Origin of the sequence: Anaeromassilibacillus sp. D41t1_190614_C2 (assembly GCF_015558525.1) — a bacterium.
GTDB lineage: Bacteria > Bacillota > Clostridia > Oscillospirales > Acutalibacteraceae > Anaeromassilibacillus > Anaeromassilibacillus stercoravium.
Genome location: NZ_JADMOD010000001.1, coordinates 524,334 through 545,486, shown reverse-complemented (window position 1 = coordinate 545,486; position 21,153 = coordinate 524,334). Strand labels below are relative to the sequence as shown.

The following is a 21,153-nucleotide window of genomic DNA, read 5'->3' as shown; positions in this document are numbered from 1 at the left end:
AGCACGCTGCCTTGCCCTTGCAAAATCATAGAACCTTCACATTTCCGGCAAACTATGTTCACAGGCCTCCGGTATTCTAATGATGGATCATTGGAGTTTTGCGGACATTGGAAACTCCAAAAGAGGGGGATTATCATGAAAATCTTATTAATCGAGGACGAAAAGCCTTTGAGCGACGCGCTTTGTCAAATCTTCAGTAAAAAACGATGGGAAACCTTCGCCGCCTACAACGGCGAAACGGGCCTGGACGAAGCCTTGACGGGAATTTACGACATTATCCTGCTGGACATCATGCTCCCAAAGCTGGATGGTTTAACGGTTTTGCAGCGGCTGCGCGAAGCTTCCATCTCCACGCCGGTGCTCCTGCTCTCCGCCAAAGGGGAAATCAGCGACAAAGTGGCGGGGCTGGACTGCGGCGCGGACGACTACCTGGCCAAGCCGTTTGCAACAGAAGAGCTGCTGGCGCGCATCCGCGCCATGACCCGCCGCCGGGGGGAATTGATCTTTGACGACACGCTACAGGTGGGTGATCTCACCCTGAATTTGGCGAATTACACGCTCTCGCGCGGGGACCAGCGGGTCCAGCTCGCCAACAAAGAATTCGAAATCATGAAACAGTTTTTTCTGCATCCGGATACCATCCTCAACAAAGAGGAATTGCTGACCAGGCTCTGGGGGTTTGAAAACGGCGCTGCCGGAAACAACGTGGAGGTCTATATCTCCTTCCTTCGCAAGAAGCTGACCTATTTGTGCTCCCAGATGCGCATCGCCTGTATCCGGAATGTGGGATACCGCTTGGAGGAACCGCTATGTTTCGGAAGCTAAAATGGAAGCTGGTCCGCTTCAACATGGCGCTCTTGAGCCTTGTGTTTATTGCTATTTTTGCAGTGACCGCTGTATTGATGATCGCTGCAAATGAGCAGCAGACGCAGATGACGTTAAACGCCGCTTTGCATATGCGCGACGACGGAGGCCACCAACCCCCGCCGGTCATGGGGGCCATCCGTGTCATTCTGGATGAGCAGCAAGAGGTTGCCACATTCAGCGCGCCCCCGGGCGTATCCGCCGAGCTGGTCCAACAGGCCACGGAAATGGCGCAGGAACAGGAGCAGGAACGCGGAAATTTCTCACTCGATACCTACCATTTTTCCTACGCATTCGATCGGGAACACGCCCATTTGGTACTTCTGGACCAGACGGGGTCCATTGCCACGCAGCGGAACATCCTTTTGATCCTGTTTGGCGTTACTATTTTAAGCCTGCTCTTGTTGTTTGGGTTGAGCACGCTCTTTGCCACCCGCACGGTGCGCCCGGTCAAAGAGGCGTTTGACCGTCAAAAAAACTTTGTGGCGGACGCCTCTCATGAATTGAAAACGCCGCTCGCTATCCTGAACGCCAACCTTTCCGTCCTAGCAGAAAACGGGACGGAATCGGTCGCCAGCCAGGATCAGTGGATCTCCGCCATGCAGGTTCAGATCACCCGGATGAACGGGCTCATCAACGATATGCTGACGCTCGCAAAGCTGGACCACGACCAGGACGCCATCCCTACACGCGCCGTGGATTTCAGCCGTCTGACAACGGGTTGCTTGCTCTCCTTTGAAGCCGTTGCCTATGAAAAGGGCGTGGAAATCCGTTCCCGCATTTCGGAGCATCTCATGGTAAACGGCAGCCCGGAGAGATTCTCCCGTCTGGTGGACATCCTGCTCGACAATGCCGTTAAACATACCCCTTCCGGCGGGATCGTGGAGGTTGTGCTCTCACGTGAAAAGAATCACGCTGTCCTGTCCGTGCGGAATTCCGGGGAAGAGATTTCCCCCGATGCGCTCCCCCACGTATTCGACCGGTTTTACCGGGCGGACAGCGCACGTTCCCGCGAAACCGGCGGTTATGGTCTTGGCCTTGCCATCGCCAAATCCATTGTGGAAAATGCACACGGAAAGATTTCTGCGGAGAGTGCAGACAATCATACGACCTTTTCCGTAGAACTCCCCATCTATGCAGAGGCTCACCCCGGCAGTGGCGCCGATGCATAAAAGCGCTGTCTCTTAAGGTTGCCGCCAAGAGCGGGGTGCCTTGCAGCAACCTGTGTGGGATATTCTCCCGCTTCATAGCCGCCATAAACGCAAAAACGTCCGACACAGGCTTCAATAAGCCCATTTCGGACGTTTTTTCCATATAGTCTATTTCTATAAAATACCCAGGATTCCGTTCTATTCAACCGACCACGCAACGCCAATGACGTCGAGGCCGATATGGATGGCCAGGACAGGCCCCAAGGTTGCCCGCGAAATGGCCGCATGCGGCAAACGCGCGCGGATGCGCTCCGCCAGAGCGGGCGCAATATAGGCGCTCCCCAGGGACTCAATGATGACCTCCACAGCATCCTCCGGCACCCGGTCCGCCAGCGCCTGCATCTGTGCATTCCGGCCGCGCGCCGTGCCGGCGCAAACCAATGCGCCGCCGTCTTTTTCCAAACAGAGGATCGGCCGGATGTTCAAAATCGCCCCCACGGACTGGCGCACAATGCTCAATCTGCCGCTCTTCCGCAAGGATTCCATGTCCTCTACGGAGAAGGCGATGCCGGTCTTTTCCCGCTGCTTTTTCACCTGCGCTACAATATCTTCCAAAGGATAGCCCTGCCGGATCAGCTTCGCTGCCTTTTTGAGCAGCAATGCCAGTCCTCCCGCCGTTGTGCGGGAATCCACAACGCGCACCTTTTCCGCATCCACAGCCTTTGCCGCAATACAGGCGCTGCTATATGCACCGCTCAACCGCGAGGAAATCACCACACAGAGCACCTCGCCGCCCTGATGGACAATCGCCTGAAACATTCCGACAAAATCCGCAACCGAGGCCTGTGCGGTTGCGCAGAGATCCGGATTCGCCGCAATTTTATCCACAAAATTCTGATTCTCGTCCGCGAACCCCTCGGTATAGGAATTCCCGGCAATGGTATAATGCATGGGCACCACACGGAGCTTTAAACGATCCGCTTCCTCCTTTGTCAGGTAGGCAGTGCTGTCCGTCACAAGTGTAATCATCCATTCCCAGCCCCCATTCTGCGGAATCGGTTGTACCGGTTCTCAAGCAGCTGCTGGATGGGGAGCTTTGCATTCTGGGAAAGCTTCTCATACAGATCCGTCTTTAAGCCCTGATAAACCTCTTCGAATTGATTGTGCCCCTCTGGGATGACCCGCTCAATCACCCCGAGCTGCAACAGATCCTCCGCCGTCATACGCAGGCAGCTGGCAGCTTCTTTCACCTTCGAGCTGTCCTTCCAGAGGATGCTCGCACATCCCTCGGGCGAAATGACCGAATAAAGGGCGTTTTCCAGCATCCACACCTCGTCGGCAACTGCAAGCCCGATGGCTCCGCCGCTGCCTCCTTCCCCAATAAACACCGAGATAATCGGCGTTTTAAGGGTCATCATTTCACTCAGGTTTTCTGCAATCGCTTCGCCTTGGCCGCGCTCTTCCGCTGCAATCCCGCAGAACGCGCCCGCCGTATCGACAAAACAGACCACAGGGCGGTGGAACTTCTCCGCCAATTTCATCTGACGAAGGGCCTTCCGGTATCCCTCGGGATGGGCGGAGCCAAAATTCCGGTATAATTTTTCCTTGGTATCGTGGCCGCGCTCCAACGCAATCACGGTGACAGGCATCCCGTTTAAACGCGCGATTCCTGCCACAATCGCCTTGTCGTCTCCAAAGCGGCGGTCCCCGTGCATCTCGATGAAATCATCAAAGATGTGATTGATAAAATCCGTTCCGGTCGGCCGGCCTTTCGAACGGGCCGCCTGTACGCGCTCAAATGCTTCCATTGGACGCCCCTCCTTCCGGGATTGCGCCGTGCAAAGACAGGAGCTTTGCCAGCATTTCCTTCTGTTCGCTGCGTTGGACCACCTGGTCCACAAACCCCTTTTCAAACAGGAACTCTGCGCGCTGGAATCCCGCAGGGAGCTTTTGGCGCATGGTCTGCTTGATGACACGCGGCCCCGCGAACCCAATCAAAGCGTGGGGCTCGGCCAATATGATGTCCCCTTCCATTGCAAAGCTGGCCGTAACACCTCCGGTCGTCGGGTCGGTCAGCACGACAATGTACAGGTTTCCCGCGTCACTGTGGCGCTTGACCGCGCCGCTGGTCTTCGCCATCTGCATCAGGGAAAGCGTCCCCTCCTGCATGCGCGCACCTCCGGAAACCGTGTAGCCGATCACCGGCAGAGAGTGCTCCGTGGCGTATTCAATCAGGCGGGTGATTTTCTCTCCCACCACCGTGCCCATGCTTCCCATCATAAAATAGGGTTCCATGACAAACAGGCAGCATTTCATGCCGTTGATGCGCGCCGTACCGCAGACAACGCCCTCTTTCTCCGCGCTCTCCAGATACGCGTGTTTGAGCTTGCGGTCGTAATTGGGGAACCCGATCAGGTTGCGCGAACGCATGTTGGCGTCGTGTTCCTCAAACGAATCCTCGTCTGCAATCATGCTGATCCGCTGCCGCGCGTTCACGCGGAAGTGATGGCCGCACTTTGGGCAGACGTCGAGATTTTCGTTCAGTTCACTTGTGAACAGCATCGCCTTGCACTCCGGGCAGGAGATGCACAGCTCGCTTGGTATATCCGGCGCCGGGGACTTGGTATATTTGTCATACGATTCCAGGTCGTTTTTCGGCTTTTTAAATAGGTTTTTTGGAAGCATCCGTTATCCCCTCTTTTCCCGCAGTTCCATGAAGTTTGTATAGTAATCTCCGGATTTAAACGCCGGTGTGCTCAAAATATCCATATGGAGTTCCGCGTTGTGATCCACGCCTTCCACCACCAATTCGCACAGGGCGGCCTGCATCTTGCGGATGGCCTCCTCGCGCGTCGGGGCATGGACAATCAGCTTGCCGATCAGGGAATCATAGAACGGCGGGACCATATAGTCCTGATACAGCGCCGTATCAAAGCGCACCCAGGGGCCGCCCGGGATATGCAGCAGGGAAATCCTGCCGCAGCTCGGCCGGAAGTTCAGCTCCGGATTCTCCGCATTGATGCGGCACTCAATTGCGTGGCCGGAAATATGTATATCGTCCTGCGTAAAGGCCAGAGGCATTCCCGCAGCCACGCGGATCTGCCATTTGACCAGGTCGATGCCGCTGACCATCTCCGTCACCGGATGCTCCACCTGCAAGCGGGTATTCATCTCCATAAAATAGAAATTCTTATCCGGGTCCAGCAGGAATTCGATGGTCCCAACGCCGGTATAGCCAACCGCCTTGGCGGCCTTCACCGCCGCCTCCGCCATCTTCTGGCGGAGCTCCGGCGTGACCGCCGGGGAGGGGCTTTCCTCGATCATCTTTTGGTTCTTCCGCTGGATGGAACATTCGCGCTCCCCCAACGTGATGACATTCCCCTGCCGGTCGCAGAGGAGCTGCATCTCAATATGTTTCGCGGGGGCGACAAACTTCTCCAGATAAACGCCGCCGTCCCCAAAAGCAAGCTGGGCTTCCTGAGAAGCGGAGCGGAATGCGTCCTCAAAATCCTCAGAACGGTCTACGCGGCGAATCCCTCTGCCGCCGCCGCCTGCGCGCGCCTTCACCAGAAGCGGATACCCGATCCGGTCCGCCTCTTCGTGGGCTTTGGCCAGATCCTCTACCATCTCGCATCCCGGGACAACCGGCACGCCCGCTGCAATCATGGTCTTGCGTGCAGCGTCCTTGTCGCCCATCTCGGAGATCACCTTGGAGGACGGCCCAATAAAGACGATGTGGCACTCCTCACATAGGGCGGCAAACTTGGCATTCTCAGAGAGCAGACCGTACCCCGGGTGGATCGCGCCAGCCCCGGTCGCCTCTGCCGCGGAAAGGATCGCCGTCATATTCAGGTAGCTGTCCTGTACCTGCGCAGGGCCAATACAGATGCTTTCATCCGCCAGGCTCACATGCAACGCGTCGCGGTCCGCCTCTGAAAAAACGGCCACCGTGGAAATCCCCATCTCTTTACAGGCGCGGATAATGCGCACAGCGATTTCCCCACGGTTGGCGATCAATATCTTTGAAAACAAGGTCTACACCTCTTTATCATCAAATTTACAATGCTCAAACGATGGCAAAGGAGAGATCCCCTTTTACCACCAATTTGCCATTGACACGCCCTTCGCCTTTTGCAAAGCAGAACGGCCCGCGCTGTCCAGTTGCGCTGCAATGGAATACGATCGTATCGCCCGGCTTTACCTGCCCTTTAAAGCGTACCTTATCCAAACCGGTGTAGAGCGGGGTATGTCCCTTTACCGCCTCCACCAGCAGCACACAGCAGGTCTGCGCCATCATTTCGCACTGGATGACGCCCGGGACCACCGGGTTGCCCGGAAAATGGCCCTGCAAGAACCATTCGTCGCCGCGCACCGTATATTTGCCCTCCGCCAGATTGTCCTCAATCTTGGTCGCTTCATCCAATAGAAGCATGGGCTCACGGTGCGGCAGGATCTCTTTCAACTCTTCTCTCGTCATAGGTCTTTTTCCTCCTGCCCTCAAAAGATCTTAAAGAGCACCTGGCCGTATTCCACCAGCTGTCCATTCTCTACACAAACATCGACGATTTCCCCGTCCGTGTCCGCGGTGATCTCATTGAGCAGCTTCATCGCTTCGATCACGCACAGCACATCGCCCTTCTTGACCTTGCTGCCGACGCGGACATAGGGGTCCGCCTCCGGGGAAGGCGCCTGATAAAACACGCCGACCATCGGGGACTTGACCTCTTTCAAATTGTTGAAGTCCACCGGCGTGCCATCCTGCGTGGCCACCGGCGCTGCCGAAGCCGCCGAAGCAGGGGCTGCCGGAGCTGCCTGCACGGGTGCAGCGGCGGGCACCGCTTGTACCACAGGCACGACCGCCGGAGCTGCCGGAGCTGCGGCACTGGCGGCTTCCATGCGCAGGTTGGTTCCATCCTCCTGCAATTCCAACATTCCAAGGCCGTTTTCCTTCATGATCTGTGCGAGTTCCCGGATTTCTTCGATTTTCATGAAACTCCCTCCTTACCCGTTGTACTTCTTCAACGCCAAACATGCGTTGTGGCCGCCAAAGCCGAGGTTGGTAGAGAGCGCATAGTCCAACTCGACCTTCCGGGCCGTATTCGGGGTGTAGTCGAGGTCGCACTCCGGGTCGGTCTCTTGATAGTGGATCGTCGGCGGGACCACGCTGTTTTGCAGGGCCAGCGCACATACAATGGCCTCCAGCGCGCCCGTAGCGCCCAGCATATGGCCGGTCATAGACTTCGTGGAGCTGATAACCGCCTCGTATGCTTTCTGCCCCAACGCCTTTTTGAACGCCAATGTCTCTGTCTTGTCGTTCAGAGGTGTACTCGTACCATGCGCATTGATGTACAGGGATGCGTCCGCAGGCATCTGCGCTTCCGCAATCGCCTGGCGGATGGCATTTGCCGGTCCGTCCGCCTCCGGGTCCGGCGCGGTCACGTGATGGGCGTCGTTCGTATTCCCATAACCGACCATCTCCGCATAGATCTTCGCGCCGCGCGCAACCGCGTGCTCGTACTCCTCCAGGATCAAGACCGCGCTGCCTTCGCCCATGACAAACCCGCTGCGGCGCTTGTCGAACGGTGTGCAGGCGTCCTCCGGGTCATCGCTGTTGGACAGCGCCATGCAATTGGCAAAACCGGCAGTGGCCAGCTCATTGATGGTCGCCTCCGTGCCGCCTGCGATGATCGCGTCCGCATAGCCGTGCTTGACCGCCCGGAATGCCTCGCCCACTGCGTGGGCGGAAGTTGCGCAGGCCGTCACAACGCAGAGGGACGGGCCTTTTGCCTGGTATTTAATCGCAACATTGCCGGCGGCAATATTGGTAATCAATTTGGTGATGAAGAAGGGCGAAATCCCCTTCGGCCCTTTGTTGAGCAGTTTCGTGGTCTCTTCCACAAAGGTATTCATTCCGCCGACGCCCGTGCCGATATAGACGCCCAAGCGCTCCGGCTCCACTTTGCCCTCGATGCCGCTGTCCTGCATCGCCTGCGCCGCGGCAGCCATCGCATACTGGGTGAACAGGTCCATCTTGCGCACCTGGGATTTTTCAATGTACAGCAACGGATCGAATCCCTTGACCTCTGCCGCAATGTTCACTTTGCTGTTGGACGTATCGAACTTCGTAATTTTTCCAATGCCGTTCTTGCCCGCAAGCAAGCTCTCCCAAGTGGTCGGGATGTCGTTGCCAACCGGCGTAACTGCGCCGATTCCGGTAATTACGACTCGTTTTTCCATTTTTTACAATCCCCCAAACTTTTACATACCGAGGCCGCCATCCACGCGGATGACTTCGCCCGTGATATACGACGCGCCGTCTCCCGCCAGGAAGACCGCCAGATTTGCAATATCCTCCGGCTTGCCCATATGCTTGAGCGGGATCGCCGCACTCGCGCCTTCTTTTACTTTATCGCTGAGCTTTGCCGTCATATCCGTTTCAATGAAACCAGGCGCAATGGCGTTGCAGGTCACATTACGGGAAGCGAGCTCCTTCGCCACGGACTTGGTCAGACCGACCAGCCCGGCTTTGGCGGAAGAGTAGTTCCCCTGCCCTGCGTTGCCCATCAACCCTGAGACGGAGGAGATGTTGATGATCCTTCCGCTGCGGCGCTTCATGAAATGCGAATAGCAATGCTTAATCATATGGAAAGCGCCCTTCAAATTCGTATCGATCACCGCGTCAAAGTCGGCCTCCTTCATGGAGAGCAGCAGGCCGTCGCGCGTGATGCCGGCGTTGTTCACCAAAATGTTGATCTGCCCAAAGTCCGCCAGAATCTGTGCCACCGTCTCCTTTGTCGCATCAAAGTCGGACACGTCGCAGCGGTACGCTTTGGCGGTCACGCCGTGCTCTGCGGCAAGCGCGCATGTCTCGTTGGCGGCCTCTTCGTTGCCCGCATACACGATCGCAACATTGGCGCCGCTCTCTGCCATCTTCAATGCAATCGCACGGCCGATACCGCGGGAACCTCCGGTGATAACCGCAGTCTGATTGGTCAGCAAAAAAATTCCTCCTTTAGTCTCTCATCATTTTGATCTGGAAATGGCTTTATTTCAGCGCATCCACCGTGGCCTGTAAGGTTTCCGCATCCTCCACGCGATGGATGGATACGCCGGGGAGCGTCTTTTTCACCAAACCGGCGAGCGTTTTGCCGGGCCCGACCTCTACAAAATCGGTGACGCCCTCGTCCGCCATCTTTTTCAAAATCGCCTGCCACGGGACCGGGTGGTTGACCTGCATGGCGATGTTCTGCTTAATCGCCGCCGCATCCTGCGCATAGTGCTCTGCCGTATAGTTTGCATAGAGCGGCGTCGCCGGCGCGGAGACCGCCACTTGCTTAAGCTCCTCCTGCATCTGTGCCGCCGCGGAATCCATCATCGGGGAGTGGAATCCGCCGCTCACCGCCAGTGGAACGGCACGGCCGCCCGCCTCCTGTACCGCCTTGCAGAGCCCTTCCAAAGCCGTCTTTTCGCCCGCCACGGACACCTGTCCCGGGCAGTTGTAGTTTACCGGATAGGTCCCCGGATGCGCCGCGCAGAGTTCCTCCACACGCTCGTCGGAGAGCTTCAGCACAGCGGCCATGCCGCCGTTTGTCCGCTCCGCCGCCTCGTCCATAAAGGACGCGCGCTTGCACACCAGCCGGAAGCCATCCTCCGGGGTAAGCACCCCGCAGAACGTCAGGGCAGCCACCTCGCCAAGGGAAAAGCCGGCCGCCACGTCCGGCACAATCCCGCTGGCTTTCAGGGCTTCCGCCGCCGCGAGATCCACACAATAGACGCACGGCTGCGTATTTTCCGTGCGGCTCAATTCCTCTTTCGTCCCGGAAAAGCACTGGGCAGAGGTATTCGAACGGATGGAATCCGCCAGATCGAACACCGCCTTGGCCGCTTCGCTGGCCTCGCAGAGCGACTTTCCCATACCAGGATACTGCGCGCCCTGCCCGCTGAACAAAAAGGCTATTTTACCCATTTCATCGCACCTCCGAGAACCTGTTCGCCCTGTGTGAAGAGATCCTCGATGATCTCCTTGCAGGTCTGCTCTTTATTGACCATTGCGGCCACCTGGCCAGCCAGGAACGAGCCATGCTGTGCGTCGCCCTCTCGCGCCGCTTTGCGCACCGCACCCACGCCGTACTTTTCAAATTCCTCGTCGGTTACATTGGGGTCATATTCCATATGGGCCAACTCGCGGGAGAAGGGCGTCTTCAACGCGCGCACCGGATGCCCCAGTCGGCGGCCCGTGCTGATGGTGTCAATGTCCTTTGCCTTGAGAATTTTTTCCTTGTAGACCGGGCTGATGGTGCACTCCTTCGCCACCAGGAAGCGGGTACCCACCTGCACGCCCACCGCGCCCAGCATGAACGCTGCCGCCAGCTGACGTCCATCCGCGATGCCGCCCGCCGCGATCACCGGGATCTTCACCGCGTCGCACACCTGCGGGACAAGCGCCATGGTCGTGAGCTCACCGATGTGTCCGCCGCTTTCGCCACCTTCTGCGACCACCGCAGCTGCGCCGCGCTTCTCAACCAGCTTTGCAACGCCCACAGAAGCCACCACCGGGACGACTTTGATCCCGGCTTCCAACCATGCGGGCATATATTTGCCGGGGTTCCCTGCGCCCGTGGTGAGGACCGGTACCTTTTCCTCTACCACAACGCGTGCAACCTCTTCGACAAAGGGACTCATCAGCATCACGTTGACGCCAAAGGGCTTGTCTGTCATCTCACGGCACTTGCGGATCTCCGCGCGGAGCTGTTCGCCGTTGGAATTCATCCCGGCGATAATCCCCAGGCCGCCTGCGTTCGAAACCGCAGAGGCGAGGGACGCATCCGCAACCCAGGCCATGCCGCCCTGGAAGATCGGATATTCAATGCCAAACAACTCGCAAATCGGTGTCTTTATCATAAAAATTGCTCCTTTCCAGATATCCACTCAATCTTTATACGGTCCAAACCAGTGTACAAGCGCCCGTCGTCAGGCCCCCGCCAAAGGTGGAAATCACAAGCACATCGCCCGGATGGAACGCTCCCGCGCGGTGCATCTCATCCATCAGAATTGCAACACCCGCAGAAGAGGTATTTCCATAGCGGCTGATGTTCACATGGAATTTCTCCGGTGGGATACCCAGCCGTTTCTTTGCGGTTTCAATGACCCGCAGGTTGGCCTGGTGGGGAAGCACAAAATCCACGTCGTCCTCTGTCAGGCCCGCCTCTTTAATCACGGTGCGTATATCGTTACACATGGCGTTGACTGCAAATTTATAGACCTCCTGCCCATCCATAAAGAGGTAGGATTCACAATCCTTGGTTTCGCCAAAAGGCGAATTTCCCTGCACGTTCGGAATCCTAAGCACGTCCATATTGCCGGACGTCGTAATGCGGATGGAGCGCAAGCCGTCCCCCTCGCCCAACACAGCCGCGCCAGCCCCATCGCCAAACAGCACGCAGGTCCGGCGGTCCTTCCAATCGAGCAGCTTGGACATCTCCTCCGCGGCAATCAGCAGGACCTTCTTGACGCGCTTGCGGGCAAAATAGCCGGCTGCAACGTCCAACATATAAACAAAGCCGGAACACGCGGCATTGATGTCGAACGCCGGGCAAGTCGCCCCCAGCCTGTTCTGGACAACGCAGGCCAGAGCAGGCGTTATGTAGTCGCCCCGAATCGTTGAGCAGATAATCAGATCCAGCTCTTCGGGTTCGACGCCTGCATCTCGCAGCGCCGCACGCCCTGCCTCGACCGCCAGATCGGATATGGTTTCGGTTGTGCAGACATACCGGCTTTTGATTCCTGTCCGGGTGGAAATCCATTCATCCGAGGTATCCAGGAAAGCCGAAAGGTCATCGTTTGTCTGCGAGCAGGCAGGATGGGCACTTCCCGTCCCCAGGATCTGAAAACTCATATTCACACCATTCTTTCTCACTTTGATTGTCGTCCGCCGAGCGGAATAAGCCCTCAATCCATAGGATTCATTTCCCTCATGGGGCTACCTGGGCCAGCCATTTTGAATGGCATAAGATACAAAACGGCTCATTTTAAAATACTTCAATTTTTTTAATTATATTGCAAATCCATTTTTTGTCAAGCGAAAAATATTTTTCGTATTTTACATTATAAGGGCTCAAAACAATCAAATACCGCTATTTTCCTCTATATAGAATGAAAAAAGCGATGAAAGATCTCTTTTTTTCAACAGGTTCGCTAGAATGCATGTGAAAGGATTTCCTATAAACACATTATAAATGTACATTCCACAACAGCCAATGGCTGTCAGAAGCACAACTTTTCTTTTACGTATTTTCTCACATTTTCCCTTTCTAATCAAGTCGTAACTTGTAAAATAGTCCGGCCACAGAGGCACAACCTCCTGCCCAGGAAACGCCTCCTTTGTCCGAGGCACAAAAGTGTTTCTAAGTAAAGAAGCACCCTGCCGCAAACACTTCTTATGAATGCGGCAGGGCGCCCTGCGTCTTATCTAGTTCAAGATGTGCGAACCATCCTTTATGCGATGGTTACGGAGCAATGCTGCTGCGCGTTCTGGCCCGGCAAGGTCGTGTAAACGCCCGTGCTCTGGCCCGGTGTGCCGACGGCATAGACTCTGTAGTAGTAGTCGTTTCCGATCTGCGCCACAAACTGCGTCTTCAGCACGCTGCCATTGCCCACGGTGAAGCTCGGGGCAACACCGTTTCCATTGACAACCGTCATCTTGAAGCAATATGCGCTGCCTCTCTTCAAGGAGAAGCTGACCGTTGTATCGCTGTATACGCTCGCCTGTGCAAGCACATTCTGCGCTGCGGTGACCGCCTGGTTGACGACCGCTGTGCCAGCAGAGCCGTACACATTGCTGTTGTTCTTCGAGCCGGAAGATCCGGAAGTCTTGTGGCTGTTGCCAGCATCCGGCTTCGTGGGCTCCTCAACCTCTGTCGTCGCGTTGATACGCGCCTGCAGGGTATTGTATGCACTGACAATCTCTTCCGAGGACGCGTCCGCTTTTGCAACAACTGCCTTCGCGGTCTGGATAGCAGCCTTCAACGCTGCATAGTCCACCGCTGTGTAGTCGTTTGCATCCGCCTGTTCACCTTGGGCAATCAAAGCCTCCAATGCGTCCTTATCCGGCGTCTTGCGCAGGTTTGCCATTGCAACCGTCAGGTCGTCTGCACATGCATTGACTTCCTTCTGCGTAGCATTGGCGTTTTCCATCATTGCCTTGGCTGCATCCAGGGCGTCTATGAAGGCGTTCTTGACCTCTTCGCTGCTCTCATAGCTGTCCAGGTCGGCCAGGATCTCTTCCGCCTTCGCAATCAGCGTCTCCAGAGAGCTGGTATCCGCGCGGAAGGTCAAGCCTGCGATTGCATCCTGCAGGGCCTGCTTTGCCGGCTCCACTTCGGTCTCCAGAGCGTCTTCGTCGTCTACGAGCGCTTCTGCGTCCGTAACAGCCTTCTCATAGGCCTCCCAGCTATTCGGCGTGAAGTCCTCTTCGTTGAGATCCGGCAGGAGATCCAACAAGGCCGCCAAGCCTTCTCTGTCTCCAGCGGTGAAGGACAGGTAGAACATTGCGTCCAACATGTTCTTCCAAGCTTCGTCGATTTCGTCCTGCAAGGCCGTCTTGTCCGCCTCAACAGCAACCGCCGCTGCATATGCTGCGTCAAAGTTCCTCTTTGCGCTCGGGATCATCGTCGCATACTCTTCGCCGGCCATAGCCGTTTCCGCATTTGCGATTGCCTCGCGCAATGCAAGCTTGCTGATCACTGTGCTCACGAGCTGCACCGTGGTTTCGGTGTTCGGCATCGTCAACACATAATCAAATTCCTTGGTGGAATCCAGTGCTTCGATATCAACTGGCGTCTCTTCGCCATTGACCAGCACGGAGGCCGCTGCAAACTCTCTGCCATCCAGTCTCGTCGCAAAGGTCAGCGTCACTTCGTCGCCCGCCATGACCTCTGCGGTGTAGCTGCCCAGCAAGTCTGCAAACGGCGGCTTTTCACCGTTGACCAAAAGCGTCACGTTCGAATCATATTCAACGCGCAGGGTATGCTCAGAGGGTTCTTCTACCGTCAGGCCGTCAATTGCCGCCTGCAAGGTATCCAACGCGTTCAGCAGCTCTGCGTCCGTTGCGGATTCGTTATCCAGCGCTGCGCCTGCGGCCGCATACGCAGATTCGAACGCTTCCCAAGCCGTGTCAAGATGCTCGCCTTGGCCTGCATCGTGAATCTTTGTGGCCTCCAGATACAGTTCTTGCAATTTTTCATACGGGGTCTTCTCCGGAACCGGAACGACCGTCGCATACGTCTTTGCAGAGAGGTTCTCGTTGCCATTGATATTGGTGGCCATCACGCGGATTCTCGTCCCAACCGGAACGTTTTCGCCCACGGAAACCGTCGCCTTGCCAGCATCCTCCGGATTCGGCGTAATGCTCGCGCCTTCGATCTCGCGTCCGAAGGAATCGACGATGGACCAATCTGCGGATGTTACTTCATACGTATCATCCCACACCAATCCTTCGATGGCTGCCTTCAACATATTATAGGCGCTGTCGATAATCGCTTCTGCCGCGCCCGGTGTTGCCACTACAACGTTCGCCACGTTGATGGCTGCATTCAGAATTGCTACGCTGCTCTCTGTGTAGATGCTGGTATCAATCCCATTTGCCTGCTCGAGCAGAGCCTGCAGGTCTTCCATGGTTGCGGCTGCACGTGCAGAACCCGCTTTTGCGGTCGCCGTCGGGGCGGCCTTCACAATGGTGTATTCCTGGTCGGTGCCCAGGACGATTTCTGCATTCTTCGGAGAAAGCGTCACTCCGTCCTCGTCCACAACCGGTACGTCGTTGTAGCCGAGCGTTGCAAAGTCGAGCCACAGGACAACGTTTTCATTGTCCGGAGTGATAGCCGGTGCTTCTGCTTCTGCCTTGTCATAAGCGTCCTGGCCGTTCAGCTCGTCGGCACTGAGCGCCTTATTGTAGACGCGCACCTTGGCGAACTGATTGCTGTTGCTTCTGCCCGTCTCAGAGTCATAACCGATATAGAAGTCCGTGTCATTGGAAGCCACGCCGCCCGTAGAGCTATCCGCCGCCTGCGCGACGATCTCGCCGTTCAGGTAGAGGTACAGGTTGCTGCCGTCATAAATGCCAGCGATGTGGTTCCACTTGTTGATCACTTCGTCGCGGTTATATTCGTACTCATAGGTGTACCATTTGCCATCGTTCGCCTTGATGAAGAAATCAATGGTCGACGTACGGATACGGAAGCCCATGCAGCTATCGCCCTTGCCGAGGAACATGTCGTAATCCCTCTGGTTGGTGGACGGCTTCACCCAAACTTCCACAGTGAACGGGTTCTTGCCTTTGAACACATCTTTGAAGATGTCCCCACCGTCGGTTCCCTTGTTATTTAGAATCGGCATATAACCTGTCATAGCAGCGCCAAAGGTGTCGTCATGAATCAAGGTTGCCGTCTCCGGGATGACGGGATCCATCGCGTTGTTGCTCTGATCCTTCACATACGGAGCCTTGCCGCGGAGCGTCGAAACTTCTTCCAATGCGCTCTCAAGGTCGCTGTAATTGGAAACAAGCGCCTTCTGGGCATCGGTCAGTCCCTCGTAGAGATCCATAACTGCTTCGACCTCGTCGAGCTGGTCATAGGAATACACGAAGATCGAATCGATCGCCTCTTCCACCGCCTGCGCCTGCTGCTGGTCAAATGCATCCTGGTCAAAGCTCTCGAGGGTTCTCCAGGGCTTGCTCAGCTCCATCGGATCGCCGGAAGCGGTCTCGTACGGGATAATGGTGTACTCATAGGTGTATGCCTGATTGTTCGGAACTTTGTACTGATCCAGGTTATCCGGGCCGCAGCTTGCGTTGCCGATACCGCGGGAGATCAGGTCCACATGGAAATACGTCTCCTCATTCGGAGCAGTTAACTCATACGGATGATTTGCCGCGTCCAGTTCATCCATCGTGAAGTGTAGGGCACTCGCTTCCAGATCCTGCTTGCCGGCAACAAGGACGCCATAGGGCTTTTCTTCGCCCGTCAAAGCCATCCACTTCACACCGTTGTGGTTACCAGAGGTCTGAGGCCGGAGGAAGGGATAGAAGGAATCCGTAACCGTGGTATCAAAGACACCAACCGTTGCATATGAGCAGCGGTCCGTGTAACCCTCGGACGGGCCGTTGCCATACCAGGTGATGTTCTCATAGCCTGCTGGCAGAGTCATCGTAGAACCGACCTTCATGATCTGTCCCATGCTCGTGTCGGTGGCATCCAATGTAAAGTTGACTGTAACCGCACCGGAACCGTCGATCGTATATACAACCGTCTCTTTCGCGCCTTTCGCATTGTTCAACGTCAACTCGGTGGTGATGACCGTTCTGCCGTCCTCCGCCGTGGAGACCGTCAGTCCATCTTCATCCAGCGTGATGTTCTTGTTGGCGTTCTTCCAGGTGGAGTCCATATTCTTATCGTTGTCGTTCGCCGCTCTCCAGAAGTCCGGCGCCGGGCCTTCTTCGATAATCTCTTCGCCGCGGAAGACATAGTTGGACATCGCGCCCGTGGTCTTATTCAGCTTAAAGCTGAAGCCGTCGCCAGAGATGAGGACATAGTCCGCATCGCTTTCGGTATCCACGGTGACTGCCTTATCGGAGATGACCGGGGCAACTGCCGGGGCAACTGCCGGGATTGCGAACTGTTCGTGCGCGACCTCGTGGCCTGCCTCTGCCCAAAGCGTATCCTCCTTGAGCAGGAAGTCGATGTTGAGGTAATACTCCGCACCTGCCGGACGCTCGTTCTCTGCGGGCATGGTGTATGGGATGGTAACTGTCTTGGTCTCCTTCGGCGCTACATTCGCTTCTTCATCCGTCAGAGTCCCTTCGTCAATGATTTCGCCGTCCTGCAAAAGCTTCCACTGGACTTCATAATCGTTGACATTGGTGAAGTTATTCTCATTATAGATGTTGACCTTGCGGTTTACGAGCGCATTTTCCGTTGCCGTTACCCAAATGGACTGGTACTGATACTTCACTTCATAGAGCTCCGGCTGCGGGTCGCGGTCCGGAGATACGAGGCCGTTCACGCAGAAGTTGCCGCTGTTGTTGCTATCGCCAAAGTCGCCGCCGTAGCCAAAGAACTTGCCGTCCATCTCTTCATTGTAGAGATTCTGCTGTGCATAATCCTCTGCATAGTAATCCCAATACTGGCTCTCCAGCTCGGTAATCGGCTCGGAGTAATCCAGCCACAGCACAACGCTGTCGTCGGTTGCGCCGATGGCAGGTGCCTGGCTGTTCTGTGCCTGGAGTTCTTCCGCCGTCAGTGCCTTGTTATAAATGCGCGCAATGGAGATTTCTCCATCCACTGTGCGATTGTGCTCCAGATCGATGCCGACGCCGAGGTCATACGAATTGGTGCGAATATCGAAACGACCGTTGTTGGTCGCCATCAGCTTGCCATCATAGTAGACCTTCAAAGCGCTTCCGTCGTAGGTGCCTGCGATCTGATGCCAGTTGCCCACCCAATCGCTCGGGAGGTCAAACGAGGCAGACTGCCAGCCGCCATTATAGACGAAGAATTCTACGCCAGGAGCACCGCTGCTGCGGGTCTTCAAAGCAACCTGGGAATCGCCCTTGGCGAGGAAGACGCTGTTCATCGCGGTGGAGTCCGGCTTCACCATGACTTCAAAGGTGAAGTTTGCATCTTCTCCGGAAAGGACCTCGTTATAAACATCATTTGCTTCGCCGGAAATGACTGCATAACCGCTGTAGGACTTGCCTGTGAGGGAAGCATCGTCCGCATCGTTTACCGTTGTGGGCCCAGTCATCGTTGCGACCGCGGCATTGTTACTCCGTTCCGTAATGTTGCTCTGACTCGGCAGAGAGTCGAGATCGATGTAACGAGACTGATCGACCCAGTCCCAAATAAAGCCGCCAAGCATGTTGTCGGAACTGCGAACCGCGTCCCAATATTCTTTTATGTTGCCGACTGCATTGCCCATTGCATGGTCGTATTCGCACATGACATAGGGCATTTTGCCTTCGCCCGCATAACCCTGTACTGTGCCGACCGCCGGATACATATTGCTGCCCATATCGGTGCCGCAGTCCTGGTTCAAACCTTCCGCATGAACCGGGCGGGTCAAATCGCGGTCCTTGAAGAACCATACTGCACGCGGGAAAATATCATCGCCGCCGTGACGGTCATAGCTCATCTCGTTGCCGATGGACCACGCTACAACAGCCGTCTGATTCTTCAACGTCTGATAGGACGTATTTTGACGGTCAAACAAGATCGTATCCAAATAGTTATTAATGTTGTCGTTCTGGCCCATGATCGCGTGACATTCCGCATTTGTCTCGCCCATCATATACAGGCCATACTTGTCGCAGAGGTAATAGAGGTATTCGTCGTTCGAATAGTGAGAGGTACGGATCGCGTTGAGGTTCCATTCCTTCATCAGCTTGACGTCTTCCTCGTAGACTTCCTTCGGCACATATTTGCCGCCGAACGGATCGGTGTCGTGGCGGTTGGTGCCGCGGAACAACAACGGCTGGCCGTTGATGGTGATCGGCTCATATTCCGTTGTGATCCGGTTGTAGTTTTCATCTACTTCCGTGCGGGTGAACTCGATCTCACGGAAGCCAAGCTGCTGCGAAACGCTCTCAAACAGCTTGCCGGAAGTCTTGTCGTAAAGGTTGAGGACCAACGTATAGAGGTTCGGGTCCTCTGCGCTCCAGAGCTTCGGGCTCTGGACCAGCTTGCTGACGTCCGCCGTTGCGGATTCGCCTGCGGCGATTGCGCCGAGGTCGATGTGCATGGGGTCGTCTGCAAAGACGTCGTTGCCCTCTGCATCAAACAATTGAACGTCGATGGCAAAGTTCGAGACGTCCTGCGCCGCATAGTTGGTGACCACCGGGCTCAGCTGGAGGTCTGCGTTCGTATAGGTCTCGTCCAGGTCGGTAATCACGCGATAGTCCGAGATATGCACCAGCGGGGTGGAATAGAGATAGACGTCGCGGAAGATACCGCCGTCATAGATCATGTCCTGGTCTTCCATCCACGTGCCGTCGCAGAATTTATGTACTTCAACAGCGAGGGTGTTGACTTCGCCCTGCGGGTTCAGGTAATCGGTGATATCAAACTCGTGCGGACGGTAGCTGTCCTCACTGTAGCCCACCTCATGTCCGTTGACATAGACATAATAAGCGGATTCCACGCCCTGGAAGGAAATCAGCACACGGCCGTTTTCCTGAAGCATGGAAGGATTTACGGTGAATTCCTTGCGGTAGAAACCCACCGGGTTATAATTGGTCGGCGCCTGCGGTACGCTGGCGTTATCCCCTTCCTGCCAAGGCATCTGGGTATTCGTATAGATGGAATAGTCCCAATCGCCGCAGTCCTCATAGCGGGTCCAGCTGCGCGGGACGTCTACGTCGTACCAACCATCCTCGGCTTTTACCTCGTAGTCGGGGTTCATAAAGCCCTCGTCCAGATACTTCTGGGCCTTTTCCGGATTGGACACGACCACGAGCTCCCAATCTTTCTCGCCGGAACCGGAAAGCATTTGGACGTATGCGGACTGATCCTTCGCATAATCCACTGCGCCGGTCACGGCCTTGTCCACGGATTCATAAGGAACCGTCGACGTCGCTGCGGGTTCGCGGTTGATCCCCACAACGTCCCAGGCGTTTTCCTGCTGGCCGTCTAGGCCAGTATAGGTGGTGCCTGTCCACTCTTTGTGGGTAAACTTCGGGTCTTCGGGTTTCATTTCGGAAGCGGCCCGCGTAAGCTGCGGCCACTGTGCGTCGCTGTCCCACGGATCTCCCGCGTCATTCCCAGCAGCAAAAGCAGGCTGAATGCCTACGCTGACGGTCATGAGCGCTGCGAGAAGCAGGGAAACCAGCTTCTTCGATTTCATGCACATCTCTCCCCTATCTAAAAATATTCAACAAGGAACTACCAAACATGTTTTTTCGCTATAAGCAATTCCCTCTACAGCATTGCCATAGTTCTACCCCACGCTTGGTACCCCTCATTTCCTAAACCCATATATTCCCTCCTAAAAAGGGATAAACAATAATATTATTCAAAATCGATCTATTTTTTTATACATTATATCACAAATGTTTTGGAAAGAATAGTATTTTTTTCTGGCATTCTAGTAATTTGTTTGCATTTTTCCTAAAATTATTTCTTTGATTAAAGTAAAACCATTCATTGGAACGTTGCCTATGAAGCCATAGGCAATTAAAAATTTGATAAAAGCAGCTATTTGTACAATCCAATTTAGAAAATAAGACCAAATTTTTCAAAATATGTATTTTATTTTAAATTCTGCTTCTTCCAGTTTCTGTGGATTTTTACAGACCAGCTTTGGCAGTAAAAAAGCCGCGTACAATACGCGGCCAAAGCAAACCTATTTTCTCAATTTTTGCAAGGTGGGATCCCCTTTTACGTAAGAGGCACCACTTCACAGACCGATAAAACGCCGTCACGCACACGGAACCGCACATCAAAGCCCGCAAATGAAAGGCCATATTGCCGCTCCGGGTCGTGTTGGTACGATGGGCGCGGGTCCTGTGCTAAGACACCCATCAGGGCCTCCCGGCGGTTTTCCGGAATGCATCGTAACAGCTCCTCTGGGAAATCCACCTCCAACGCATATCCCTGGAACTGGTCCGCAAATCCCCCCACTGCCTCCGGGTGGCTATCCACCCCCGGCAAATAAGGCTTGATATCCAGAATCGGGGTCCCATCCATTAAGTCCGCGCCGGAGACATGCAGCACCGGCCCCAACGTAGGACTGAACTCCACTCGATCCAATTTCACGCTGGAAAGACCGATCGCGTTAGGCCGGAACGGGGAACGTGTGGCGAACACGCCCATGCGGGTATTCCCGCCCATGCGCGGCGGCCGCACCATGGGCGACCAGCCCTCCCGCACGGCCTCGGAAAATTGCCAGATCAGCCATATGTGGGAAAAGCCTTCCAATCCGCGCACAGCGTCCGGATTGCGGTACTCGGGCGCAAACACAACGGTCCCCTTTAAGGCTTTTACCAGGCCGCTCTGCCTGGGGATCCCAAATTTGGTAGAAAAATCGCAGTGCATCTGTGCAATAACTTTTATCGCAATCAATTCATTCATGACGGTTTCCTTTCCAATGC

15 protein-coding genes are annotated in these 21,153 nt (G+C 55.4%); 2 read left to right on the top strand and 13 right to left on the bottom strand.

Going from position 1 to position 21,153, the window contains the following annotated elements:
• Positions 1 to 135: 135 nt before the first annotated feature.
• Together I2G69_RS02305 and I2G69_RS02300 are read left to right on the top strand one after the other, a co-directional pair.
• A complete protein-coding gene (locus I2G69_RS02305) occupies positions 136 to 825 on the top strand; it encodes a response regulator transcription factor (RefSeq protein ID WP_087234984.1) in 690 nt (229 codons plus the stop codon).
• The gene (locus I2G69_RS02300; RefSeq protein WP_191395569.1) at positions 810 to 2,036 is read left to right on the top strand and encodes a sensor histidine kinase; all 1,227 of its coding nucleotides are present in this window, start codon (positions 810 to 812) and stop codon (positions 2,034 to 2,036) included. Before I2G69_RS02305 ends, I2G69_RS02300 begins: the two co-directional genes overlap by 16 nt.
• Before the next feature lie 177 nt (positions 2,037 to 2,213).
• On the opposite strand, the gene I2G69_RS02295 is transcribed toward I2G69_RS02300, so the two are convergent.
• The 13 genes from I2G69_RS02295 to tsaA all read right to left on the bottom strand — a co-directional run bounded on the left by I2G69_RS02295 (position 2,214) and on the right by tsaA (position 21,133).
• Positions 2,214 to 3,044, bottom strand: a complete 831-nt coding sequence (locus I2G69_RS02295) for a DegV family protein (RefSeq protein WP_087234982.1) — start codon at positions 3,042 to 3,044, stop codon at positions 2,214 to 2,216.
• On the bottom strand, positions 3,041 to 3,823 hold the full coding sequence (locus tag I2G69_RS02290; protein WP_087234981.1) for an acetyl-CoA carboxylase carboxyltransferase subunit alpha: 783 nt from the start codon (positions 3,821 to 3,823) through the stop codon (positions 3,041 to 3,043). Before I2G69_RS02290 ends, I2G69_RS02295 begins: the two co-directional genes overlap by 4 nt.
• Positions 3,810 to 4,700 carry an acetyl-CoA carboxylase, carboxyltransferase subunit beta gene (gene accD, locus I2G69_RS02285; protein WP_087234980.1) on the bottom strand — a complete coding sequence of 297 codons (891 nt, stop codon included), beginning with the start codon at positions 4,698 to 4,700 and terminating at the stop codon, positions 3,810 to 3,812. The genes I2G69_RS02290 and accD overlap by 14 nt, the downstream gene beginning before the upstream one ends.
• A 3-nt stretch (positions 4,701 to 4,703) precedes the next feature.
• Entirely contained in the window at positions 4,704 to 6,047 is a 1,344-nt protein-coding gene (accC, locus tag I2G69_RS02280) for an acetyl-CoA carboxylase biotin carboxylase subunit (RefSeq protein ID WP_087234979.1), read from the bottom strand.
• A 34-nt stretch (positions 6,048 to 6,081) separates the two neighbouring features.
• On the bottom strand, positions 6,082 to 6,492 hold the full coding sequence (gene fabZ / locus I2G69_RS02275; protein ID WP_087234978.1) for a 3-hydroxyacyl-ACP dehydratase FabZ: 411 nt from the start codon (positions 6,490 to 6,492) through the stop codon (positions 6,082 to 6,084).
• Between the two features lie 20 nt (positions 6,493 to 6,512).
• Positions 6,513 to 7,004 (bottom strand): acetyl-CoA carboxylase biotin carboxyl carrier protein, encoded by a 492-nt coding sequence (gene accB / locus I2G69_RS02270; RefSeq protein ID WP_191405569.1) that lies wholly within the window; start codon positions 7,002 to 7,004, stop codon positions 6,513 to 6,515.
• Between the two features lie 12 nt (positions 7,005 to 7,016).
• Positions 7,017 to 8,252, bottom strand: a complete 1,236-nt coding sequence (gene fabF, locus I2G69_RS02265; protein WP_195560138.1) for a beta-ketoacyl-ACP synthase II — start codon at positions 8,250 to 8,252, stop codon at positions 7,017 to 7,019.
• Positions 8,253 to 8,273: 21 nt separating this feature from the next.
• The gene (fabG, locus tag I2G69_RS02260; RefSeq protein ID WP_243252493.1) at positions 8,274 to 9,014 is read right to left on the bottom strand and encodes a 3-oxoacyl-[acyl-carrier-protein] reductase; all 741 of its coding nucleotides are present in this window, start codon (positions 9,012 to 9,014) and stop codon (positions 8,274 to 8,276) included.
• A gap of 46 nt (positions 9,015 to 9,060) precedes the next feature.
• Positions 9,061 to 9,981 carry an ACP S-malonyltransferase gene (locus tag I2G69_RS02255; protein WP_087234974.1) on the bottom strand — a complete coding sequence of 307 codons (921 nt, stop codon included), beginning with the start codon at positions 9,979 to 9,981 and terminating at the stop codon, positions 9,061 to 9,063.
• Positions 9,969 to 10,916, bottom strand: a complete 948-nt coding sequence (gene fabK, locus I2G69_RS02250) for an enoyl-[acyl-carrier-protein] reductase FabK (protein ID WP_087234973.1) — start codon at positions 10,914 to 10,916, stop codon at positions 9,969 to 9,971. The genes I2G69_RS02255 and fabK overlap by 13 nt, the downstream gene beginning before the upstream one ends.
• A 34-nt stretch (positions 10,917 to 10,950) precedes the next feature.
• Positions 10,951 to 11,910 (bottom strand): beta-ketoacyl-ACP synthase III, encoded by a 960-nt coding sequence (locus I2G69_RS02245; protein WP_191362826.1) that lies wholly within the window; start codon positions 11,908 to 11,910, stop codon positions 10,951 to 10,953.
• A 599-nt stretch (positions 11,911 to 12,509) separates the two neighbouring features.
• Positions 12,510 to 19,907, bottom strand: coding sequence for a glycoside hydrolase family 2 TIM barrel-domain containing protein (locus I2G69_RS02240; RefSeq protein WP_195560137.1), 7,398 nt, complete (start codon positions 19,905 to 19,907; stop codon positions 12,510 to 12,512).
• Positions 19,908 to 20,440: 533 nt separating this feature from the next.
• A complete protein-coding gene (tsaA, locus tag I2G69_RS02235) occupies positions 20,441 to 21,133 on the bottom strand; it encodes a tRNA (N6-threonylcarbamoyladenosine(37)-N6)-methyltransferase TrmO (protein ID WP_087234970.1) in 693 nt (230 codons plus the stop codon).
• Positions 21,134 to 21,153: the final 20 nt, after the last annotated feature.

What these genes read in the sequence shown, in the direction of transcription:
- I2G69_RS02255 (WP_087234974.1), bottom strand. Translation starts at nt 9,981, where the DNA reads ATGGGTAAAATAGCCTTTTTGTTCAGCGGGCAGGGCGCGCAGTATCCT.
- accD (WP_087234980.1), bottom strand. Translation starts at nt 4,700, where the DNA reads ATGCTTCCAAAAAACCTATTTAAAAAGCCGAAAAACGACCTGGAATCG.
- accB (WP_191405569.1), bottom strand. Translation starts at nt 7,004, where the DNA reads ATGAAAATCGAAGAAATCCGGGAACTCGCACAGATCATGAAGGAAAAC.
- I2G69_RS02290 (WP_087234981.1), bottom strand. Translation starts at nt 3,823, where the DNA reads ATGGAAGCATTTGAGCGCGTACAGGCGGCCCGTTCGAAAGGCCGGCCG.
- fabK (WP_087234973.1), bottom strand. Translation starts at nt 10,916, where the DNA reads ATGATAAAGACACCGATTTGCGAGTTGTTTGGCATTGAATATCCGATC.
- I2G69_RS02245 (WP_191362826.1), bottom strand. Translation starts at nt 11,910, where the DNA reads ATGAGTTTTCAGATCCTGGGGACGGGAAGTGCCCATCCTGCCTGCTCG.
- I2G69_RS02305 (WP_087234984.1), top strand. Translation starts at nt 136, where the DNA reads ATGAAAATCTTATTAATCGAGGACGAAAAGCCTTTGAGCGACGCGCTT.
- I2G69_RS02295 (WP_087234982.1), bottom strand. Translation starts at nt 3,044, where the DNA reads ATGATTACACTTGTGACGGACAGCACTGCCTACCTGACAAAGGAGGAA.
- tsaA (WP_087234970.1), bottom strand. Translation starts at nt 21,133, where the DNA reads ATGAATGAATTGATTGCGATAAAAGTTATTGCACAGATGCACTGCGAT.
- I2G69_RS02300 (WP_191395569.1), top strand. Translation starts at nt 810, where the DNA reads ATGTTTCGGAAGCTAAAATGGAAGCTGGTCCGCTTCAACATGGCGCTC.
- fabZ (WP_087234978.1), bottom strand. Translation starts at nt 6,492, where the DNA reads ATGACGAGAGAAGAGTTGAAAGAGATCCTGCCGCACCGTGAGCCCATG.
- fabF (WP_195560138.1), bottom strand. Translation starts at nt 8,252, where the DNA reads ATGGAAAAACGAGTCGTAATTACCGGAATCGGCGCAGTTACGCCGGTT.
- I2G69_RS02240 (WP_195560137.1), bottom strand. Translation starts at nt 19,907, where the DNA reads ATGAAATCGAAGAAGCTGGTTTCCCTGCTTCTCGCAGCGCTCATGACC.